16 protein-coding genes are annotated in these 20,397 nt (G+C 63.0%); 12 read left to right on the forward strand and 4 right to left on the reverse strand.

Annotated features, from left to right (window positions below):
• The first annotated feature begins 68 nt into the window (after positions 1-68).
• On the forward strand, positions 69-4,628 hold the full coding sequence (locus V6765_RS05510) for an autotransporter domain-containing protein (RefSeq protein ID WP_448427141.1): 4,560 nt from the start codon (positions 69-71) through the stop codon (positions 4,626-4,628).
• A gap of 91 nt (positions 4,629-4,719) precedes the next feature.
• Here V6765_RS05510 and V6765_RS05515 read toward each other — a convergent pair whose 3' ends face one another.
• Entirely contained in the window at positions 4,720-4,863 is a 144-nt protein-coding gene (locus V6765_RS05515) for a hypothetical protein (RefSeq protein WP_448427142.1), read from the reverse strand.
• 133 nt (positions 4,864-4,996) lie between these two features.
• On the opposite strand from V6765_RS05515, the gene V6765_RS05520 reads away from it, so the two are divergent.
• Together V6765_RS05520 and V6765_RS05525 are read left to right on the forward strand one after the other, a co-directional pair.
• Positions 4,997-5,944 (forward strand): DMT family transporter, encoded by a 948-nt coding sequence (locus V6765_RS05520; protein WP_448427143.1) that lies wholly within the window; start codon positions 4,997-4,999, stop codon positions 5,942-5,944.
• Positions 5,945-6,117: 173 nt separating this feature from the next.
• Positions 6,118-6,378 (forward strand): hypothetical protein, encoded by a 261-nt coding sequence (locus V6765_RS05525; protein WP_448427144.1) that lies wholly within the window; start codon positions 6,118-6,120, stop codon positions 6,376-6,378.
• A gap of 54 nt (positions 6,379-6,432) precedes the next feature.
• Here V6765_RS05525 and V6765_RS05530 read toward each other — a convergent pair whose 3' ends face one another.
• The gene (locus V6765_RS05530) at positions 6,433-7,368 is read right to left on the reverse strand and encodes a tyrosine recombinase XerC (RefSeq protein WP_448427145.1); all 936 of its coding nucleotides are present in this window, start codon (positions 7,366-7,368) and stop codon (positions 6,433-6,435) included.
• 196 nt (positions 7,369-7,564) lie between these two features.
• Between V6765_RS05530 and V6765_RS05535 the strand changes: the two genes are divergently transcribed.
• The 9 genes from V6765_RS05535 to V6765_RS05575 all read left to right on the forward strand — a co-directional run bounded on the left by V6765_RS05535 (position 7,565) and on the right by V6765_RS05575 (position 18,214).
• A complete protein-coding gene (locus tag V6765_RS05535) occupies positions 7,565-8,512 on the forward strand; it encodes a GNAT family N-acetyltransferase (protein ID WP_448427146.1) in 948 nt (315 codons plus the stop codon).
• Positions 8,513-8,569: 57 nt separating this feature from the next.
• Positions 8,570-10,786, forward strand: coding sequence for a primosomal protein N' (locus V6765_RS05540; RefSeq protein WP_448427147.1), 2,217 nt, complete (start codon positions 8,570-8,572; stop codon positions 10,784-10,786).
• Between the two features lie 55 nt (positions 10,787-10,841).
• Positions 10,842-11,228 (forward strand): hypothetical protein, encoded by a 387-nt coding sequence (locus tag V6765_RS05545; protein ID WP_448427148.1) that lies wholly within the window; start codon positions 10,842-10,844, stop codon positions 11,226-11,228.
• A gap of 332 nt (positions 11,229-11,560) precedes the next feature.
• A complete protein-coding gene (locus V6765_RS05550) occupies positions 11,561-12,127 on the forward strand; it encodes a F0F1 ATP synthase subunit delta (protein WP_448427582.1) in 567 nt (188 codons plus the stop codon).
• On the forward strand, positions 12,127-13,662 hold the full coding sequence (gene atpA, locus V6765_RS05555) for a F0F1 ATP synthase subunit alpha (RefSeq protein WP_448427149.1): 1,536 nt from the start codon (positions 12,127-12,129) through the stop codon (positions 13,660-13,662). Before V6765_RS05550 ends, atpA begins: the two co-directional genes overlap by 1 nt.
• A gap of 23 nt (positions 13,663-13,685) precedes the next feature.
• Positions 13,686-14,564 carry a F0F1 ATP synthase subunit gamma gene (locus V6765_RS05560; RefSeq protein WP_230719079.1) on the forward strand — a complete coding sequence of 293 codons (879 nt, stop codon included), beginning with the start codon at positions 13,686-13,688 and terminating at the stop codon, positions 14,562-14,564.
• A 23-nt stretch (positions 14,565-14,587) separates the two neighbouring features.
• Positions 14,588-16,024 carry a F0F1 ATP synthase subunit beta gene (gene atpD, locus V6765_RS05565; protein WP_448427150.1) on the forward strand — a complete coding sequence of 479 codons (1,437 nt, stop codon included), beginning with the start codon at positions 14,588-14,590 and terminating at the stop codon, positions 16,022-16,024.
• Positions 16,025-16,092: 68 nt separating this feature from the next.
• Positions 16,093-16,497 carry a F0F1 ATP synthase subunit epsilon gene (locus V6765_RS05570; RefSeq protein WP_448427151.1) on the forward strand — a complete coding sequence of 135 codons (405 nt, stop codon included), beginning with the start codon at positions 16,093-16,095 and terminating at the stop codon, positions 16,495-16,497.
• 163 nt (positions 16,498-16,660) lie between these two features.
• The gene (locus V6765_RS05575) at positions 16,661-18,214 is read left to right on the forward strand and encodes a putative bifunctional diguanylate cyclase/phosphodiesterase (RefSeq protein ID WP_448427152.1); all 1,554 of its coding nucleotides are present in this window, start codon (positions 16,661-16,663) and stop codon (positions 18,212-18,214) included.
• Here V6765_RS05575 and V6765_RS05580 read toward each other — a convergent pair.
• Both V6765_RS05580 and V6765_RS05585 read right to left on the reverse strand, forming a co-directional pair.
• The gene (locus V6765_RS05580) at positions 18,198-19,184 is read right to left on the reverse strand and encodes a WD40 repeat domain-containing protein (RefSeq protein WP_448427153.1); all 987 of its coding nucleotides are present in this window, start codon (positions 19,182-19,184) and stop codon (positions 18,198-18,200) included. The two genes, V6765_RS05575 and V6765_RS05580, sit on opposite strands and share 17 nt — an antisense overlap.
• The gene (locus V6765_RS05585) at positions 19,184-20,242 is read right to left on the reverse strand and encodes a CobW family GTP-binding protein (RefSeq protein WP_448427154.1); all 1,059 of its coding nucleotides are present in this window, start codon (positions 20,240-20,242) and stop codon (positions 19,184-19,186) included. Before V6765_RS05585 ends, V6765_RS05580 begins: the two co-directional genes overlap by 1 nt.
• Between the last annotated feature and the right edge of the window lie 155 nt (positions 20,243-20,397).

Below are 20,397 nucleotides of genomic sequence, written 5' to 3' on the forward strand. Positions count from 1 at the left end.
CGTAAGAGCTTGCAATCCTTTCATGAGCCCGTAAGCCGAGATTAACGATCTTTTTCTTGGAGGGCGAAATGAGATTCGAACGCAAGTCGACACTGCTTTTGGGTGCCAGCTTCCTCGCTTTTGCTGTGGTTTTCGGGCAGGGCGGCAGCGCCAATGCCTCGTCGGATAACAATTGGGAGGGCGGTACCGGCGACTGGTTCGTGCCAGAGAACTGGAGCGACGGAGTCCCGACAAGCAGCGAGACGGTCATCATTGGGGGCGGTCCGGACCTTCAAAGAGCCCTTATTCAGACCCCGGGCGGAGAGGCGGGCGATCTCCTGATCGAAAGCAATGCTCTCGTGACTGTCTCCGTCAATGGGGCCCTGGACGCCTCCGGCACGGTCACTGTCGGCGCCAACGCGACGGCGGACACGTTCGGCAGTACGCTCCATATTCATTCGGGCGGCACGGCGGTCGTTGACGGGCTGCTCGTCGGCGCCACCAATTCCGAGGCGCGCGAGAGCAACGCGTTCGTTGCCGGCGCTGGCTCCTCGCTCACGGTTGCGGGGACCAACGACTATCAGTTCATCATCGGCGGCGCCAATGCGGCGACGCTGGAAATCAGCGGCGGCGCAGTGGTCAATGCAGGCACAGCGGGCGACAGGCTTGTCCAGATCGGAACCGGGGTTGCAGGCCAAGGCGGAACTCTCGAGATCGGCAAAGGCGGCGAGACGAGCGGCACCCTGAATGCATCGGGCGTCTATCTGGCGTCGAGCGATTCCTCCGTGGTCTTCAATCACACAGACAATACCACTTTCACGCCGGTGATCTCCGGGTCGGGCAGCGTGACCAAGATGGGCAGCGGAACGCTGACGCTTACCGGAACTAATACTTATAGCGGCGGCACATTCTTCAATGGCGGCGTCGTCTCGGTTTCGCAGGACGCCAATCTCGGCAACGTCGCCGGCGCATTGACCTTTAATGGCGGCACGCTGCAATTCGGTGCGGCCTTCGATCCGAACTCGATGCGGGCGATTTCGCTGCAGTCGGGCGGCGGAACGATCGACACCAACGGCAACGACGTCAAGATCGTCCGCACGATTACCGGCGCGGGCAGCTTCACCAAGACCGGCGATGGCACGCTCACGCTGTCGGGCATGAACAATTTTACCGGCGAAACCATTATCTCGCAGGGAACGCTGGCGCTTGAGGGTCAGGGCCGGCTTCAGAGTTCCAGCCTCGTCAACGTCAACGGGACGCTGGATATCTCCGGCACCAGCGGCGTCGCCGTCAAGGCTCTGACGGGAAGCGGCAAGATCGCGCTTGGCAATTCCAGCCTGCGTATCGATGGCGGCACCAACGTGTTCTCCGGCGTTATCTCCGGCGATGGCGGGCTGACCATCATGGGCGGCACGCAGACATTCACCGGCGAAAACACATTTCTCGGCTCTGTCGGAACAGGCGTTGGCACGCAGCTTCGCATCGGCGATGGCGGGACCACCGGATCGATCGTCGGTAATATCACCAATTACGGCACCGTCGTTTTCAACCGGTCGAACAGCCTGACCTATGGCGGCGTCATCACCGGGCCTGGCGCGCTGGGCGTGATGGGCGGCGGCACGCTTGTCGTCACCGGCGAGAGCAGCTTCAACGGTGGGACCGCCATTCATAATTCGACGCTTCAGGTCGGCAATGGCGGCACCTCGGGTCGTATCGGCTACGGCAGCGTCAGCCTTTTCGGAGAAAGCACGCTCGCGTTCAACCGCAGCGACAATTCCTCCTTCTCCGGCGCGATCTCCGGCGGCGGCAACCTTCGCCAGACCGGCACGGGAACCATGACGCTCAGCGGCGACCTTTCCGGCTTCACCGGTCTGGCGACCGCCTCGGCCGGTATTTTGCGCATGCAGTCGGTTACCGGCGGCAATCTTGCCGTTGATGCGGGCGCGACGGCTGAGTTCCAGCTGTCCAGCGGCGATGCCAGCTATGGCGGCGCCGTCACCGGCAGCGGAACCTTCGCGAAGTCCGGCGGTTCAACGCTCGACATGACCGGCGATATCAGCGGTTTCATGGGCCTGACGAAGGTCACCTCCGGTACGCTGCGTCTTGCGACCATACCGGGCGGCAACATGGACGTCATGGGCACCGCGCTCCTGAACCCGTCCGCAGACGCCATCTTTGGCGGCGCGCTGACCGGCTTCGGCACCTTCGGCAAGGAAGGCAACGCCACCCTGACCATCACCGGCGACCACAGCGGCTTCACCGGCGTGACCCGGATCTATGGCGGCGCGCTGCGTTATGAGACGCTGCCCGGCAAGAACGGCATCGACGTCAAGTCCGGAACGGGACTGGTCTTCGCTCTGCCGGGTGATGCCACCTATACCGGGCCGATGATCGGCGGCGGCATCATCGTGAAAGACGAGGCCTCGACGCTTACCCTGAGCGGCAAGATCAGCGGTTTCAACGGCATTACCGGCGTCAAGGACGGAACGCTGCGGCTGGAGTCGCTTCCGGGCGGCCAGATCACCGCTGTAGGACCGGGCACGGTCGAATTCGCGCTCGCGGACGATACGACGGTCTCGAACCTTATCAACGGCAACGGCACGCTGCTGAAATCCGGCGCGTCCACCTTGACGCTGGATGGCTATCTTAGCGACTTCGAGGGCACCACCTCGGTTTCGGAAGGAACGCTGCGCTTCCAGTCCTTGCCGGCTGGCGTGATTGCGGTTGGCGCTTCCGGCACGGCGGAACTGGCTCTGGCGGACGGCACCGTGGTCTCCAACCAGATCACCGGCAACGGCATGCTGGTGAAATCCGGCGCGACAACGCTGACGCTTGCCGGCGATATCGGCGGCTTCACAGGAATGACCTCCGTTTCCGAGGGAACGCTGACGCTTGAAACGCTGCCGGGCGGCAATCTCGACCTCGGCGCATCCGGCACGCTGAACTTCGCGGTGACCGAGGATGCGTCATTCGGCGGCGTGGTTTCCGGCAGCGGCCTTATCGTCAAGTCGGAGAATTCCACGCTGACGCTCACCGGCGACAACAGCGGCTTTACCGGCGCGACCCGCATTGATGACGGCAAGCTCATCGTCAACGGCGCATTTGGCGGTCCGCTGACGATCGAGAACGGCGCTTTCATTGGCGGCTCGGGCACCGTGGGCACCCTGACGGTCGGCACAGGCGGTACGGTATCGCCGGGCAACTCGCCGGGGACGCTGACCGTTGCCGGCGACATCACCTTCGAGCAGAACTCCATCTACGAGATCGAGATCGATCCGCTGACCGGCGCGCATGATCTGATCGCCGTGCGCGACAATGCGATCCTGAATGGCGGAACGGCGGCCCATATCGGCCTGGAGCCGGGCTCGGGTTACGATCCGGCGGCGACCTATACGATCCTGACCGCCAGCAGCGTCAACGGCACGTTCGACAACGTCGTCTCCGACTTCGCCTTCCTGTATCCGACGCTGGAATACTATGGCGATCGCGTCGATCTCACGATCATCCGCAACGACGTCGATTTCGCGGCGATCGGCGATACGCCGAACCAGCAGGCGACCGGTGGCGCGGTCGAGGCGCTCGGCCCGGCGAACACGCTCTACCGCAATGTCGTCTCGTTGAACGCGGATGCCGCGCGCGATGCCTTCGACCAGTTGTCGGGCGCGTCCAATGCGACGATGCGCACGGCGATCCTGGCCAACACCGACCTGATCCGCGATGCGGCGACCAACCGCGTTCGCGCAGCATTCGACAGCGTTGCGGCCAAGCCGGTACCTGTCATGGCCTATGGCGAGGACCAGACCATGACCGGCGTCGAGACCCGCGGCAGCGGCATCGCCGCCTGGGGCGAGGTGCTCGGCAACTGGACCTCGATGGACGGCAACGGCAATGCTGCCGGCTTCGACAATTCGCTGGGCGGTCTGGTGGCCGGTATCGATGGCGCGATCGGCAGCGACTGGCGCATCGGCGCGATGGGCGGTTACTCCAGCACCAGCTTCAGCGGCGATGACGGCTCGGGCGGCAGCACCAACGACTATCATTTCGGCGTCTATGGCGGCGGTGAAGTCGGGGCTCTCGGCATCCGGATGGGCGCGGCCTATACATGGTACGAGGTCGACAGCGATCGCTCGGTCGCCTTCGGGGCTTTCTCCGACCAGCTTTCGGCATCCTATGACGCCAATGCCTTCCAGGCCTTTGCGGAAGCGGGATACCGCATCGATGCCGGCGAGAGCGCGTTCGAGCCTTATGCCAACCTTGCCTATGTCAACCTGCACACGGATGGCTACACCGAGCAGGGCGGCGCTGCGGCACTTTCCGCCGCGGCGTCCGACAGCGATGTCTGGTTCTCCACGATCGGCGTTCGCGCCGCGACCGACTTCATGCTCGGCGCGACGAACGGAACCGCCCGCGTCGGCCTTGGCTGGCGTCATGCCTATGGCGACACGACCCCGCTGGCGACGATGGCTTTTGCCGGCGGCGGCGCCTTCGGGATCTCCGGCCTGCCGCTTGACGAGGACGCGGCGGTGCTGGAAGCCGGTGTCGATTTCGCCTTGTCGCCGATGTCCACCCTTGGCATTTCCTACGAAGGCCAGCTGGGCAGCGAGGCGCAGTCGCACACCGCGAAGCTGAACTTCGCGATCTCGTTCTGACCGGCTAAACGCATCCGGTTATGAAAAAAAACAAACCTCCGCCGGTCGCCGGCGGAGGTTTTTTTGTCAGGGCGCTGGATAATGTGCTGCCTCAGTGGCAGTGAACCTTGCCGACCTTCTTTTCCATGTGGCAGCACTGGCCGGGCGGCGAGCTCTTGCGGCAGCCGCCGCCATGGGCGAAGGCGGCGGACGTGGTTGAAAGCGCCAGCAAGGCTGCGAGACAGAATCTGATCACTGTGTTCTTCCCTCCCCACTTGCAGTTACCGCTTCTGCCGGGTCGGCGGCCTTTGCGGTTCCATCAGCCGCGTTGAAGCATACATCACCGGAATTCACTTCCGCCCACAAGTGAAAACTGCTTTGGTGCCGCAATGTCTTCCGAACAAACGAACGCGTCCGGCCAGTTCACCGGCATTGCCCTGATCACCTTTGCGGTGCTGCTGCTGTCACTGTCCGACGCCCTGGTGAAGCTGACTGGCGCCCATTACAGCCTCGGTCAGTTGATCCTCATGCGCTCGCTCGGCGCTGGCTTTCTCCTTTGCCTGTGGGCGTGGGCGCGGGGCAGGGGCCTGCGTGCTACCCGTCCGCTATGGGTTACGCTCAGAAGCCTTTGCCTTGTGGCGATGTGGTTCTTTTACTATGCGGCGCTGCCGGAAATTCCGCTGGCGCTGGCCGCCGCCTGCTACTACACCGCGCCGCTCTGGATGGCGCTGCTCTCGCGGGTGGTGTTGGGCGAGCCGCTTGGATTGCGCAGGGCGGCGGCGGTGGTTGCCGGGGCGGTGGGCGTGTTTCTGGCCGTCAACCCGACGGCTGCCTCGCCATCGCCCTATGTCGTTCTGCCGCTGCTCGCGGCGCTGTGCTACGCCATGAGCGCCGTCGTCACCTGGAGCCGATGCCGGGCGGAGCAGCCGGTGGCGATGGCGTTCAACCTCAACGTGGCGCTGGTTGTCGCCGGCGGCGGGCTTGTCGCAGCACTTTCGGTGACCGGGGCGGGCATCGACGGCAGTTTCATTTTCGGCGTCTGGCCGGCGCTCGGCGCTGTCGACTGGTTGGTGCTCGGCCTGCTGGCGGCGTTCCTGATGATCATCACGGTGTCGGTGGCCGGGGCCTATCGCATGGCGCCCGCGCCGGTGATCGGCCTGTTCGACAATGCCTATCTGGTTTTCGCCGCCGTCTGGGGCGTCGCGTTTTTCGGGCAGATTCCGTCGCCGGTCGAAATGGCCGGAATGGCGCTTATCCTGGCGGCCGCGGTCACGGCGGCGCGCGCGCCTCGGGCCCGCGCCGGCAGACCGTCGCCCACCCGGATTGCGGCGAAGTGACGTCCGCCGGTGTTCATGGCCGGTTTTTCATGCGGGTTAAATTATCGTAACATATTGGAAATTATGCTAAAATAACAGAATATTCATTTTCCGAAAGCTGCAATCGGGCGTAGTCAGTCGCTCCGCGGCGAGACATTTGTCTCCGTCTGCCTCAACAACCGAGGAATACTGTCATGAAGAAGATCATTGCACTTTCGCTCGCAACCTTGATGATCGGTTCCGGCGCGGCGCTGGCCGCCCAGCCCTTCAATCCGACCATGTATGGCGCGAAGCAGACCACCGCCGACAAGGAGATCGCCCGCATCTCCGCGCCAGGCACCGTCTTCACCACCCAGGTCAACGGCGGGTCCGGCTGGACGGCCTCCAAGACCTACAAGGTGCAGCCGGACGGCACGGCGAAGCTGATCGATCTCGGCTATATCAACAACAACTGACCGGAAATCCTGCTGGAGTTTTCCAGGCCCTGCGGTCGATTGCCGCGGGGTCTTTCATTTGCGCGGGTGGGCCCGGTCGTAGATTTCCAGCAGGCGGCCGGTGTCGACGCCGGTATAGACCTGGGTGGTCGACAGGCTGGCATGGCCGAGCAGTTCCTGGATGGTGCGCAGATCGCCGCCGGCGGCCAGAAGATGCGTGGCGAAGGAGTGACGCAGCGCATGCGGCGTCGCCTTTTCGGAGAGGCCGAGCGCGCCGCGCATCGCCTGCATTTCGCGCTGGATGATCGCGCTTTGTAGCTTCTTGCCGCGCGCGCCGAGAAACAGCGGGCCGTCGGCGGGCTGGTGATAGGGGCAGAGCCGGAGATAGTCGCTGACGGCGGCAAGGGCCGCCGGCAAGAGCGGCACGATCCGCGTCTTGTTGCCCTTGCCGGTGATGCGCAGGCTTTCCGGCGCGCCGGCAAAATCGGCGGGCGTCAGCCCCAGCGCTTCGGAAATGCGCAGCCCGCAACCATAGAGCAGGCAGAACACGGCGGCGTTGCGCGCCGCGATCCACGGCTCTTCCGCAAGCTGGCTGTCGGCGCGCGACAGCGCCACGGCGTCTTCGGCGTTCAAGGGTTTCGGCAGCGATTTCGGCTGTTTCGGCGCCCGCATGGCCCGCACGCCGGCGGCATTGGCTAGCCCGCGTTTTTCCAGCCACCGCAGAAACGAGCGGATGCTGGCGAGATCGCGCGCGAGCGTGCGCGCCTCCGCCCCGCCCTTGCGGCGAAACGCCAGATAGGCGCGGATATCGGCGGGCCGTAGCGCATCGATATCGGAAAGGCGCACGGGCCGCGCCACATGGCGGCACAGGAACTGCAAAAACTGGCGCGTATCGCGCTCATAGGCGTTGATCGTATGGTCGGCGAGCCGCCTTTCGCTGTCCAGCGTTTCGAGCCAGTCGCGCCGAAGCGCCATCAGAGCGTCGTCTGCCGGGATGAGCACATTTTCCATCGATCGCTCGCCGTCATCCACAGGTGTTTATCCACGCCGGCCGGCCCGGGCCACGACCTCGGCGCTTGACGAAATCTTGTTCGGGGACAATCCTGCACTAGATTGCGTTAGAAAAAAGCTAATGCTTCGCGGGGGGTGTCATTGTCTTATCATATCGAGTTGGGATATAGACCTTCCACCATTGACGGGACTTTATATGGCGCGCCGTGATTCCTCATCTGCCTTGACGCATTTTGCCGAGACGCTGGCGCTTGTCTCGCAGGGACGGCCGGGCCATATCGTCGATACGCTGATCGCCGAGCGCGGCGAGAAAATCGTCCACAGCCCGTTCTGGCCGGTGATGCGGCCCTTCCTTTATTCCCTGCTCGGTTACGGTAAGGCGATCGAATTCGCGACCGAAACCCAGTCGATGGACGGTTACGGGGTCTTCAATTATCTCTCCGAAAAACTGACGCTGGACATCCACTGCCAGCGCCGCGAGCGGATTCCGGAAGCCGGCGGCTTCATCATGGTTTCCAACCATCCGACCGGCATCGCCGATGGCGTTGCGGTGTTCGATCTTCTGAAGGATCGCCGCCCGGACATGATGTTCTTCGCCAACCGCGATGCGGTGCGCGTCAATCCGCGCCTGGTCGAGATGATCGTCCCGGTCGAGTGGCGCGAGGAGTTCAAGAGCAAGCTCAAGGCGCGCGAAACCCTGCAGGTCACCAATGACGCGATCAAGCAGGAAAAGGCGATGGTGCTGTTTCCCTCCGGCCGCATTGCCTATTGGGCCGAGGGCAAGCTCAACGAGCGGCCGTGGAAGAATTCGGCGATCGGCTTCGCCCGCAAATACAATCTGCCGATCCTGCCGGTGCATCTGAAGGCGCGCAATTCCGGCCTGTTCTACTGGTTCGCCAAATGGTCGACTGAACTGCGCGACATGACCGTGTTCCACGAGCTTCTGAACAAGAAGGGCGACCGGTTCGATTTCACTATCGGCAAGATGATCATGCCGGAGGAACTCCACGGCGATGCCGCCGACGTGACCACCGCGCTCGAAAACCACACGGTGCATGCGCTGGCGAAGGATCCGGATGCGGATTTCGTGCTGCCGCCGGCCGAACCCAAGACAGAAGCCGCGACAGAGGAAGGCGCGGCCTGAGCCGCATTCTGCCTTGCCGCTTCACTTTCCAGCCATCGGCAGGCAATCTTGCCAGTCATGACCTCAGATTCGTTCGATCTTTTCGGAAAGCCGGCAACGCCCGTTGCCAGACGCAGCGTGCCCGTGATGGTGCCGCTGCCGGTGGCGGGGCCGTATTCCTATGCAGTGCCTGATGGCATGGCGGTGATGCCCGGCTCCGTCGTGCAGGTGCCGGTCGGTCCGCGCAAGGTGATCGGGATCGTCTGGGATGAGGGCGATGATGCTGGAGCCGTAGACCCGAAGAAGCTGAGGCCGATCGAGCATGTCTTCGATTGCCCGCCGATCAGCCCCGCGATGCGAAAATTCATCAACTGGGTGGCGGGCTATACGCTGACGCCGCCGGGCCTCGTCGCGCGCATGGCGGTGCGTGCGCCGACCGCGCTTGAGCCGGAGCCTATGGTGGAAGGCCTGCGGCTGACCGGCACGACCCCCGAGCGGATGACGCCGGCGCGGCAGCGCGTGCTGGAACTGGCGTCGGATGGTTTCTCCTGGACGCGGCTCGGGCTCGCGCGGGCCGCCGGCGTGAGCGCCAGCGTGGTCGAAACCATGATGAAGCAGGGCGTGTTTGAAACCGTGTTCCTGCCGCCGCCGCCCGCCGTCGGCGCGCCGGACCCGGATTACGCTCCGCCCGAATTGTCTCCCGATCAGCAGGCCGCTGCAGAAAAGCTCAAGTCCGCAGCCGGGCAGGGGTTCGGCGTCACCCTGATCGATGGCGTCACCGGTTCGGGCAAGACCGAGGTCTATTTCGAGGCGATCGCCGAAACGTTGAGGCAGGGCCGGCAGGTGCTGATCCTGTTGCCGGAAATCGCGCTGACATCAGCGTTCCTGGAGCGCTTCGAGGCCCGCTTCGGGTCGAAGCCCGGCGAGTGGCATTCCGATCTTGCGCCGCGCATGCGCGAAAAGGTCTGGCGGCAGACGGCGGAGGGGCGAATCCGCGTCGTCGCCGGCGCCCGGTCGGCGCTGTTCCTGCCGTTCGAGGATCTGGGTCTGATCGTGGTCGACGAGGAACACGACACCGCCTACAAGCAGGAAGACAGGGTGTTCTACAATGCCCGCGACATGGCCGTGGTGCGCGCCCGGATCGGCGATATTCCGGCCGTTCTCGCATCCGCCACGCCCTCGGTTGAAAGCCAGGTCAACGCGCTTGCCGGCCGCTATGACCGGCTGCACCTGCCGGGGCGGTTCGCGGAGGCCGCGCTTCCGGACCTGAAAACCATCGACATGCGGCGCGATCCGCCGGCGCGCGGCGGCTTCCTGTCGCCGGTGTTGCTGAAGGCTGTGGAGGGCGCGGTCGGGCGCGGCGAGCAGGCGCTGCTGTTCCTCAATCGCCGGGGCTATGCGCCGCTTACGCTCTGCCGGGTCTGCGGCCACCGCTTCCAGTGCCCCAATTGCTCGAGCTGGCTGGTCGAGCATCGGTTTCGCGGGCAGCTGATGTGCCACCATTGCGGCCATGCCGAGCCGGTGCCCGAGGCCTGCCCGGAATGCGGCACGCTCGACCATCTGGTCGCCTGCGGGCCGGGGATCGAGCGCATCGCCGAGGAGGTCGAGCATCATTTTCCGGAAAAGCGCACAATCGTCCTCTCCTCCGATCTTTCCGGCGGCGTCAAGCGGCTCAGGCTGGAGCTGGAGGCGGTGGCCAATGGCGAGGCCGATATCGTTATCGGCACGCAATTGGTGGCGAAGGGACATAATTTCCCGCTGATGACGGTTGTCGGCGTCGTCGACGCTGATATCGGCCTCGCAAACGGCGACCCGCGCGCGGCGGAGCGAACCTTCCAGTTGCTTGCCCAGGTGACCGGTCGGGCAGGGCGCACGGGACTTACGAGCCACGGCCTGATCCAGACCTATCAGCCCGCCCATCCGGTGATGCGCGCGATCGTTTCCGGCGAGGCGGAGGGCTTTTATGCCCGCGAGATGGGCGAGCGCGAAAAAAGCGGCCTGCCGCCTTTCGGACGGCTCGCCTCGGTGATCGTTTCGGCGGAAACGCGCGGCGAGGCCGAGGCGCATGCGCGCGCGCTGAGGACCGCGGCCCCGCAAAGCCGCTCGATCTCGGTGCTCGGCCCGGCGGAGGCGGCCCTTGCGCTGATCCGCGGCCGCTATCGGTTCCGGCTGCTGGTTCATGGAGCGCGCGGCGACGACATGCAGTCATTTCTGGCGGCGATGCTTGAAAACGGACCGAAGGCGCGCGGCTCGGTCAAGGTGCAGGTCGACATTGACCCGCAGAGCTTTCTCTAGATAATGAACGCCAGAGGGGCGCGGGCGCGCGGCCCGCAATACTGGAGGGTTTGTAATGAGTTTCTATTGGCCGGATAGCTTCGTGGGTCAGATCGCCCTGTTCATGGCGGTGGTGATCCTGATCTGGGGGCTGATCGTGGCGCTGGCGCCGCTGCGCCTGATGGTGTTGACCGGGTTTTCGGGCCACAAGGTCGAAGACGGCGAAACCATCCATGTCCGCTCGCTGATCGGCGGCACCTATGCGGCCATGTCGCTGATGGCGCTGCTGTTCGACCAGCCGATGATCTACCGCACCTTCGGCCTCGCCCTTATTTTCGGCTTCCTCACAAGGCTGTTGTGGATGGCGACGCTCAAGAGCCGGTCCATCAAGGGCGGCATCTTTCTTGCCTGCCAGGCGGTGGCCGGCGTATTCATGCTGCTCTACGGTCTTGGCTGGGCATAGCGCGAAAGGTTGAAGCGGGAGGCGAGGCGCTAATGCCTCCTGGATCTGCCGCTCCGGCGTGGTTTCCCGTTTCGGGGAATAAATGCTCTTCGTCAGTTGCCGTAAAATCTCGTCTTTTCAGGGCTTTTCGGAGATTGTGACAAGAAACGCGCGCCAATGCCTCAAAGGGGCTTTGATCGTGTTGCGAGTCGCTATTACCTGTGCTAGACGGACCCCGACTATCGGGAAAGGCGGGTTTGATCACCGCAGTTCTCCTGGGGATATTGTAAAGTTCTAAGGGGCAGCAACGACGGCCACAACCGCCGTTGCTGCCGGTTTTAAAAAGGGAATCTGTGCCTGTGGCGGACCTATCCCATTCTGTTTCGAGCGTCGCGGAGCGTTATGCCGCTTCGTTGTTCGAACTGGCCAAGGAAGAAGACAAGATTGACGCCGTGGGCGCCGATCTCGACCAGATCGACAAGATGCTCAAGGATAGCGATGACTTCCGGCGTCTGGTCATGAGCCCCGCATTCAGCGCCGACGAGCAGCTGGATGCGATGACGGCCGTTCTCGAAAAAGCGAAGATCGGCGGCTATGTCGCCAACTTCGTCAAGGTCGTGGCGAAAAATCGCCGTCTGTTCGTCCTGCCGGGCATGATCGCCGCCTATCGCGGCGCGGTCGCGGCCCATCGGGGCGAGGTGACGGCCGAAGTGACGGTGGCCCATGCCCTGTCGAAAGAACAACAACAGGAATTGAAGACTGCGCTGAAGGATGTGACGGGCAAGGATGTTGCCCTCGACATCACCGAGGATGCGTCTCTTCTTGGCGGCATGATCGTCAAGGTGGGCTCGCGTCAGATCGACACATCGCTGCGCACGAAACTCTCCAAACTTAAGCTTTCACTGAAAGAGGTTGGCTGATGGATATCCGGGCCGCGGAAATTTCCGCAATTCTGAAAGAGCAGATCAAAAATTTCGGCGACGAGGCGGAAGTCTCTGAAGTCGGCCAGGTGCTTTCTGTTGGTGACGGCATTGCCCGTGTCTACGGTCTCGACAATGTTCAGGCCGGCGAGATGGTCGAATTTGCCGGCGGCGTGCGCGGCATGGCGCTCAACCTCGAAAGCGACAATGTCGGCGTCGTTATCTTCGGCTCCGACCGCGAGATCAAGGAAGGCGACGTCGTCAAGCGCACCGGCGCCATCGTTGACGTACCGGTTGGTCCCGGCCTGCTCGGCCGCGTTGTCGACGCGCTCGGCAACCCGATCGACGGCAAGGGCCCGATCAACTCCGATACCCGTGCCGTGGTCGACGTCAAGGCGCCCGGCATCATTCCGCGCAAGTCGGTGCATGAGCCGATGTCGACCGGCCTGAAGGCCATCGACGCCCTGATCCCGGTTGGCCGCGGCCAGCGCGAGCTCGTCATTGGCGACCGCCAGACCGGCAAGACCGCGATCATTCTCGACACCTTCCTGAACCAGAAGCCGATCCACGACAACGGCCCGGACGCCGACAAGCTCTACTGCGTCTACGTTGCCGTCGGCCAGAAGCGTTCGACCGTTGCCCAGTTCGTGAAGACGCTCGAAGAGCGCGGCGCGATGGAATATTCGGTCGTGATCGCCGCGACCGCCTCCGACCCGGCGCCGATGCAGTATCTCGCCCCGTTCGCCGGCTGCGCCATGGGTGAATATTTCCGCGACAACGGCATGCATGCCCTGATCGCTTACGACGACCTTTCCAAGCAGGCCGTCGCCTACCGCCAGATGTCGCTGCTGCTGCGCCGTCCGCCGGGCCGCGAAGCCTATCCGGGCGACGTTTTCTACCTGCATTCGCGTCTGCTCGAGCGCGCCGCCAAGCTCTCCGACGAGCGCGGCGCCGGTTCGCTGACGGCTCTGCCGGTCATCGAAACCCAGGGTAACGACGTTTCGGCGTTCATTCCGACCAACGTGATCTCGATCACCGACGGCCAGATCTTCCTTGAAACCGACCTGTTCTACCAGGGCGTCCGTCCGGCTGTGAACGTCGGCCTGTCGGTGTCGCGCGTTGGTTCGTCGGCCCAGATCAAGGCGATGAAGCAGGTTGCCGGCTCGATCAAGGGCGAACTTGCCCAGTATCGCGAAATGGCTGCCTTCGCCCAGTTCGGCTCCGACCTCGATGCCGCAACCCAGCGCCTGCTGAACCGCGGCGCGCGCCTGACCGAGCTTCTGAAACAGCCGCAGTTCTCGCCGCTGAAGACGGAAGAGCAGGTTGCAGTGATCTTCGCCGGCGTCAACGGCTATCTCGACAAGCTGCCGGTTGGCAAGGTTCGTGACTTCGAGAAGGGCCTGCTGTCGCATATGCGCGGCGAAGCCAAGGACGTTCTCGAAGCGATCCGCACCGAAAAGGCGCTGAGCGACGATCTGAAGGCCAAGCTGAAGTCCGCCATCGAAGCATTCGCCAAGAATTTTTCGGCCGAGTAACACCAGACGGGGACTGAACACCCATGGCTTCATTGAAGGATCTGAAGCTTCGCATTGCCTCGGTGAAGGCGACGCAGAAGATCACCAAGGCGATGCAGATGGTCGCCGCGGCGAAGCTGCGGCGCGCCCAAGAGGCCGCGGAGAACGCGCGGCCTTACACCGAGCGCATGGCGACCGTGATGGCTGACCTGACGGCGGCCGTCGGCGAGGGCGAGGAAGTGCCCGCGCTGATGAAGGGCACCGGCAAGGACAACGTCCACCTGCTGGTTGTCTGCACGGCCGAACGCGGCCTTTGCGGCGGTTTCAACGCGCAGATCGCCCGTCATGCCCGCCTGCATGCCCGCAAGCTGATCGCCGAGGGCAAGACGGTCAAGATCTTCAGCGTCGGCCGCAAGGGCTATGACGCGCTGCGCCGCGAATTCGCCGACCTCGTTGTCGAGCGCAAGGACCTGCGTGACGTTCGCAAGATCGGTTTCGAAAATGCCGAGGATATCGGCAACCGCATCATCGAGATGTTCGGAGCCGGCGAGTTTGACGTCTGTACGCTGTTTTATTCGGAGTTCCAGTCGGTGATCTCGCAGGTCCCGACCGCGCTCCAGCTCATTCCCGCCGCTCCGCCCGCTGATGCGGAAGAGCGCGAGGGTGCGGCGCTTTACGAATACGAGCCGAGCGCCGAGGCTATCCTTGACGATATCGTGCCGCTCAACATCCGTGTGCAGGTTTTCCGGGCGCTTCTGGAAAATGTCGCCGGCGAGATGGGCGCGAAGATGACCGCGATGGATAACGCCACGCGCAATGCCGGTGAGATGATCGACAAGCTGACGCTGTCCTATAACCGTCAGCGTCAGGAAAAGATCACCACGGAACTGATCGAAATTATTTCCGGCGCGGAAGCGCTGTAAGAGCTTGAAAAGAGGGTTTTATCATGGCTGAGGCCTCTATCGGTAGAGTGACGCAGATTATCGGCGCCGTCGTTGACGTCGCTTTCGACGGCGACCTGCCCCCCATCATGAACGCGCTTGAAACCGACAACCACGGCAACCGGCTGGTTCTCGAGGTCGCGCAGCACCTCGGTCAGAACGAAGTGCGCACGATCGCCATGGACGCGACCGAAGGTCTGGTTCGCGGCCAGGAAGTCAAGAACACGGGTTCGCCCATCGAAGTGCCGGTCGGCGTCGAGACGCTTGGCCGTATCATGAACGTCATCGGCGAGCCGGTTGACGAAGTGGGTCCGATCAAGACCAAGTCCAAGCGCGCGATCCACCAGGAAGCGCCGCCCTATGTCGACCAGTCGACCGAAGCGGAAATCCTGGTTACCGGCATCAAGGTTGTGGACCTGCTCGCGCCTTACGCCAAGGGCGGCAAGATCGGCCTGTTCGGCGGCGCCGGCGTTGGCAAGACCGTTCTCATTCAGGAACTGATCAACAACATCGCGAAGGCGCACGGCGGTTACTCCGTGTTCGCCGGTGTTGGCGAGCGGACCCGCGAAGGTAACGACCTTTACCACGAAATGATCGAATCCAACGTGAACGTCGATCCGGCCGAAAACAACGGTTCGGCCGAAGGTTCGAAGTGCGCGCTGGTCTACGGCCAGATGAACGAGCCGCCCGGCGCCCGCGCCCGCGTTGCGCTTTCCGGTCTGACGATCGCTGAAAACTTCCGCGATGAAGGCCAGGACGTTCTGTTCTTCGTGGACAACATCTTCCGCTTCACCCAGGCCGGTTCGGAAATCTCGGCTCTGCTCGGCCGTATTCCCTCGGCCGTGGGCTATCAGCCGACGCTGTCGACCGACATGGGCGCGCTGCAGGAACGCATCACCACCACGACCAAGGGCTCGATCACCTCGGTTCAGGCGATCTACGTTCCCGCCGACGACCTGACCGACCCGGCGCCAGCGACCTCGTTCGCCCACCTGGACGCCACCACCACGCTGTCGCGCTCGATCGCGGAAAAGGGCATCTATCCCGCCGTTGACCCGCTCGACTCCACCTCGCGCATGCTTGATCCGATGATCGTTGGCGAGGAGCACTATCAGGTGGCCCGTGCGGTTCAGTCGACGCTGCAGCGCTACAAGTCGCTTCAGGACATCATCGCCATTCTCGGCATGGACGAGCTTTCCGAAGAGGACAAGCTCACGGTTGCCCGCGCCCGCAAGATCGAGCGCTTCCTGTCGCAGCCGTTCCACGTCGCCGAAGTGTTCACCGGCGCGCCGGGCATCCTGGTCTCGCTCGAAGACACGATCCGCTCGTTCAAGGGTCTCGTCGAAGGCGAATATGACCACCTGCCGGAAGCGGCCTTCTACATGGTCGGCACCATCGACGACGCCGTCGAGAAGGCCAAGAAGCTCGCCGAAGCGGCTTGATCTTGAAGCGGGGCGGCGCAGGCCGCCCGATTCAACCGGTAATCTTTGAAGACGGAAAGTAGACCCCTATGGCTGACACGTTGGTTTTCGAACTGGTGACCCCCGAGAAGCTTCTGGCTTCGACGGAGACGGATGCGGTCGTCATTCCGGCTTCCGAGGGCGAAATGACGGTCATGCCGAACCATGCGCCGACCATGGCGACGATCCGTCCGGGACTTGTGAAGTTCAAGAACCATGACGGCAAGGAACTCCAGTTTCTGGTGTTCCACGGCTTTGCCGATATCCAGGGCAAATCCTGTACGCTTCTGGCCGAGACCGCCGTCCCGGTCGGCGAGGCCAGCGGCGCGATCGAGGATCGTATCGCGACCCTGCGCAAGGAACTGGACGAGGCAAGCCATCACGAGCACAAGAATGCTCTGGAACAGATGCTGGGCGAACTGACCCATCTTGGCCAGACTGTTCTGCCCGCCTGATGTAGCCTTTAAAGACATTGGTATTAAAGCCGCAGTTTATGCTGCGGCTTTTTTCGTTTTTCTGCTAGTCTTGACGATCCAAGCGGCCGATAGAGCCGCAAAATTCGGGTTTGGGGGCACAGTAGCCTCCGCATGTCCGTTTTAACGGTCAGGAAATGTGGATTTGCGTCTGCCGAAATATGAAAGAAAATATCTGAGCGACGTCATCATTCTGAGCCTTTTCGGCTTGGTGGTGATGGTCGTTTTGATGGCGGTCGACTCTTTCGAGCTGCTTCACGACTTTTCAAGGGCCCATGAAGACTGGCAGCTCGACGAGATATTCACAGGCTTGATGGTGGCCAGCGTCGGTCTGGCGATATTGTTGTGGCGGCGGTCGCGAAGGTTGCGCACCGAAGTCGACCGGCGCCACAAGGCCGAGCGGCTGGCGCTGGCGCTTGCCAGGCAGGATTCGCTGACGGGCCTGCCAAACCGCCGCTCCTTCGAGGAGGAGTGTGACAGGCGGCTCACGCGCGCACGTCGAAAATCCGACAAATTTGCGCTGCTGTTCATCGATTTCGACAGGTTCAAGCAGATCAACGACAATCTCGGCCACGAGGCCGGCGACCGTCTGCTGCAGGAGGTCGGCGAGCGGCTGAAGAAAAGCCTGCGCCCGGAGGATTTTCTCGGAAGGCTCGGCGGCGATGAGTTTGCCGCGATTGTCGATGGCGATGTCTCCGATGCGGTGATCGGGCAGGTCGCCGAGCGGCTGCTTGCCGCCGTCGGGCAGCCGATGATGCTGCTGGGTCGCGCGCTGACGCCCTCGGCGAGCATCGGCATCGCCGTCTATCCGCGCGACGGGCAGACGCGCGAGATGTTGCTGAAGAAGGCCGATGCCGCCATGTACAAGGCCAAGGAGGATGGCCGCCGGCGGTTCGTGGTTTACGATCCCGATATTATTCATGCCGAGCGTGATCATCAGATGCTGGAGCTTGAGCTGAAGGATGCGATTGCCAACGGGGAGATCGTGCCATTCTACCAGTTGATCCGATGCTGCGAGAAAGGCGATATCGGCACTGTGGAGGTTCTGGCACGCTGGCGGCATCCAAAACTCGGTCTTCTGAGCGCGGGTGATTTCATTTCCCTTGCCGAGGCCTCGGGCCTCATTCAGGACCTGTTCGAATCGGTGCTCGATCAGGCCTGCCGTGATGCCAAAAACTGGCCGGGCGCGCCGGCGATCGCCGTCAATGTCGTGCCTCACCAGCTGGCCGACAAGGATTTCGCCGAAAAGCTGTTCGCGCTGCTTTCGCGGCATGGCTTTCCGCCGGCGCGACTTGAGATCGAGATCACCGAGGACGCGCTGGTGGTTGACGTCGTGGCGACGCGCCGCTGCATCCGCAAGCTGAAGGAGCGCGGCGTGCGCGTGGTGCTTGACGATTTCGGCACGGGCTATTCAAGCCTGCGGCAGTTGCGCGAACTGCCGTTCGACCGGGTCAAGATCGATCGCAGCTTTATCGCCGGCGTCGGCACGGACCGGCAGAGCGAGGAGATCGTGGTATCCACGATCAACCTGTGTCGCGCTCTGGGGCTACAGACGGTTGCCGAGGGGATCGAGGATCAGGCCCAGGCGGACTGGATCTGCGCCCATGGAGCGGACGCCGCGCAAGGCTTCTTTTACGCCCGCCCGGTTTCGGCCGAAGAGGTTCTGGACAAGCTGAAGGGGCTCAATCCGCGATCGTGATGATGCCGCAATCGCCCGCTTCCGAGGCAAATGTAAGCCGCTTGCCGTCCTCATCCCAGGAAAGCGCGGAGATCGCTCCCTTGCCCGGCCGGCGCAGCAGCGCTTCCTTACCGTCGGAAATCCTGACCGCCAGCACCATGCCGTCGATAAAGCCGATCGCGAGCATCTCCTCGCTCGGATGAAACGCGACCTGGGTGACGAGAATATCGGATCGGGTGCCGAGCTCCAGCGGGCCCTTGCCCATCGGTCCGTCCTTGCCGGAGAAAGGCCAGACGATCGCCGCCGGCGCGCCGGAGGTGGCGAGCCATTTGCCGCGCGGGCTCCACGACCATGACTTGACCTTGGCGGGATAGCCGCTCATGCGCATGTCGCGAAAGCCGTCCTTCGGCTTGCCGTCGAGCTTCCAGCCGTGCAGCGCGTTTTCCTGCATGGTGGTCACCAGAAAACGGCCGTCGGGCGAGAAGGTCACGCCAAGATGCGCGCCCTTCCACGGCAGCCAGATCGCGGGCGCGGCCCCGCCGACCCAGCGCAGGCTGACCCCATCATAGCGGGCAACGGCTATCCTCAAGCCCTTTGGCGCAAAGGCGATGCCCTCGACGCTGCGCTCCTCCGGAAAATTCACGGTCTTGCCATCGACGATTACCCGCGACTCGCGCCCCACGGCATAGGCCACCGCGCCCTGCGGGCCGCCGGCGACGACGGAAATCCACTTGCGCGGTTCGTGTGCGAGTTCCGTGATCGCGCCATCCGCGCCAATGCGCAGCACGCGACCATCCTCGCCACCGGTAATCAGCGAGCGGCTGAAGGGGTCGCGGATGCAGGTGAGAAGCCCGTCATGGGCCTCGCTCACCTTCTCGCCGTCATCCAGCCGGTGGATCGTGCCGGAGGCGGTGGCAAAGAACGGCACGCCGCCAAGAAAGGCGGCGGCGATGACATGATCATCGATGTCGTATGGCGCGACGCTCGGCATCAGGAGTTGGCCTCGCAGGCGCGGAAGCTCTTTTCCAGTTTTTCGCGATCAAGATCGCGGCCGATGAACACCAGCCGGCTATCACGGGCCTCGCCATCCTTCCAGGCGCGCTGGTGATCGCCCTCGATGATCATGTGCACGCCCTGCACGACATAGCGCTCGGGGTCGTTCTTGAAGGCGAGAATGCCCTTGAGGCGGAGGATGTTAGGGCCCTGGTTCTGGGTGACCGACTGGATCCACGGGAAGAACCGGTTGGGATCGAGCTCGCCGCCGCGCAGCGAGACCGACTGCACCGTCACGTCATGATGATCGGAGGGCCCGTGGTGATGATGGTCGTGATCATGATGGTGGTGGTCGTGGTCGCAGTCCGGGCCACATTCGTGATCATGGTCGTGATGGTCGTCATGATCGAGGAAGTGGGGATCATCGGCGAGCACATGCTGCAGGTCGAAGGCGTTCTGGCCGAGAATGTTCTTGAGGTCTATGCCCGAGCGTTCCGTGTGATGGATCTTGGCCGCCGGGTTGATGGCGCGCACCAGGCTTTCGACATCGGCGAGTTCGTCGGCGCTTACGAGGTCGGTCTTGTTCAGGAGCACGATATCGGCAAACGCGATCTGGTCCTCGGCCTCGCGGCTGTCCTTCAGGCGCAGCGGCAGGTGCTTGGCGTCGACCAGCGTGATGACGGCGTCGAGCGCGGTCTTGGCACGCACATCGTCGTCCATGAAGAAGGTCTGGGCCACGGGAACCGGGTCGGCAAGGCCGGTGGTTTCCACGATGATGCCGTCAAAGCGCGGGCGGCGCATCAGGCCTTCCACCACGCGGATCAGATCGCCGCGCACCGTGCAGCACACGCAGCCATTGTTCATCTCGTAGATTTCCTCGTCGGATTCGACGATCAGGTCGTTATCAATGCCGATCTCGCCGAACTCATTGACGATCACCGCATATTGCTTGCCGTGATTTTCGGAAAGGATGCGGTTCAGCAGCGTGGTCTTGCCGGAGCCGAGATAGCCGGTCAGCACGGTCACGGGAATGGGCTTTGCGAGCGTTTCGGTCATGGTCAATCCTTGAAGCAGGCCTTGAGAGGGCGTTTGCGCCTATATAAGGAGCGCCGCAAGGCGGAGCAAGGAGGCGGCGGGTTTGAGCCGTCCCTGTTGATAAGCCGCTTCTATTAAACCGATTGTAGATGGATAGTTGAAATAGCCAAGATTTT

Source organism: Martelella sp. FOR1707 (genome assembly GCF_053484265.1).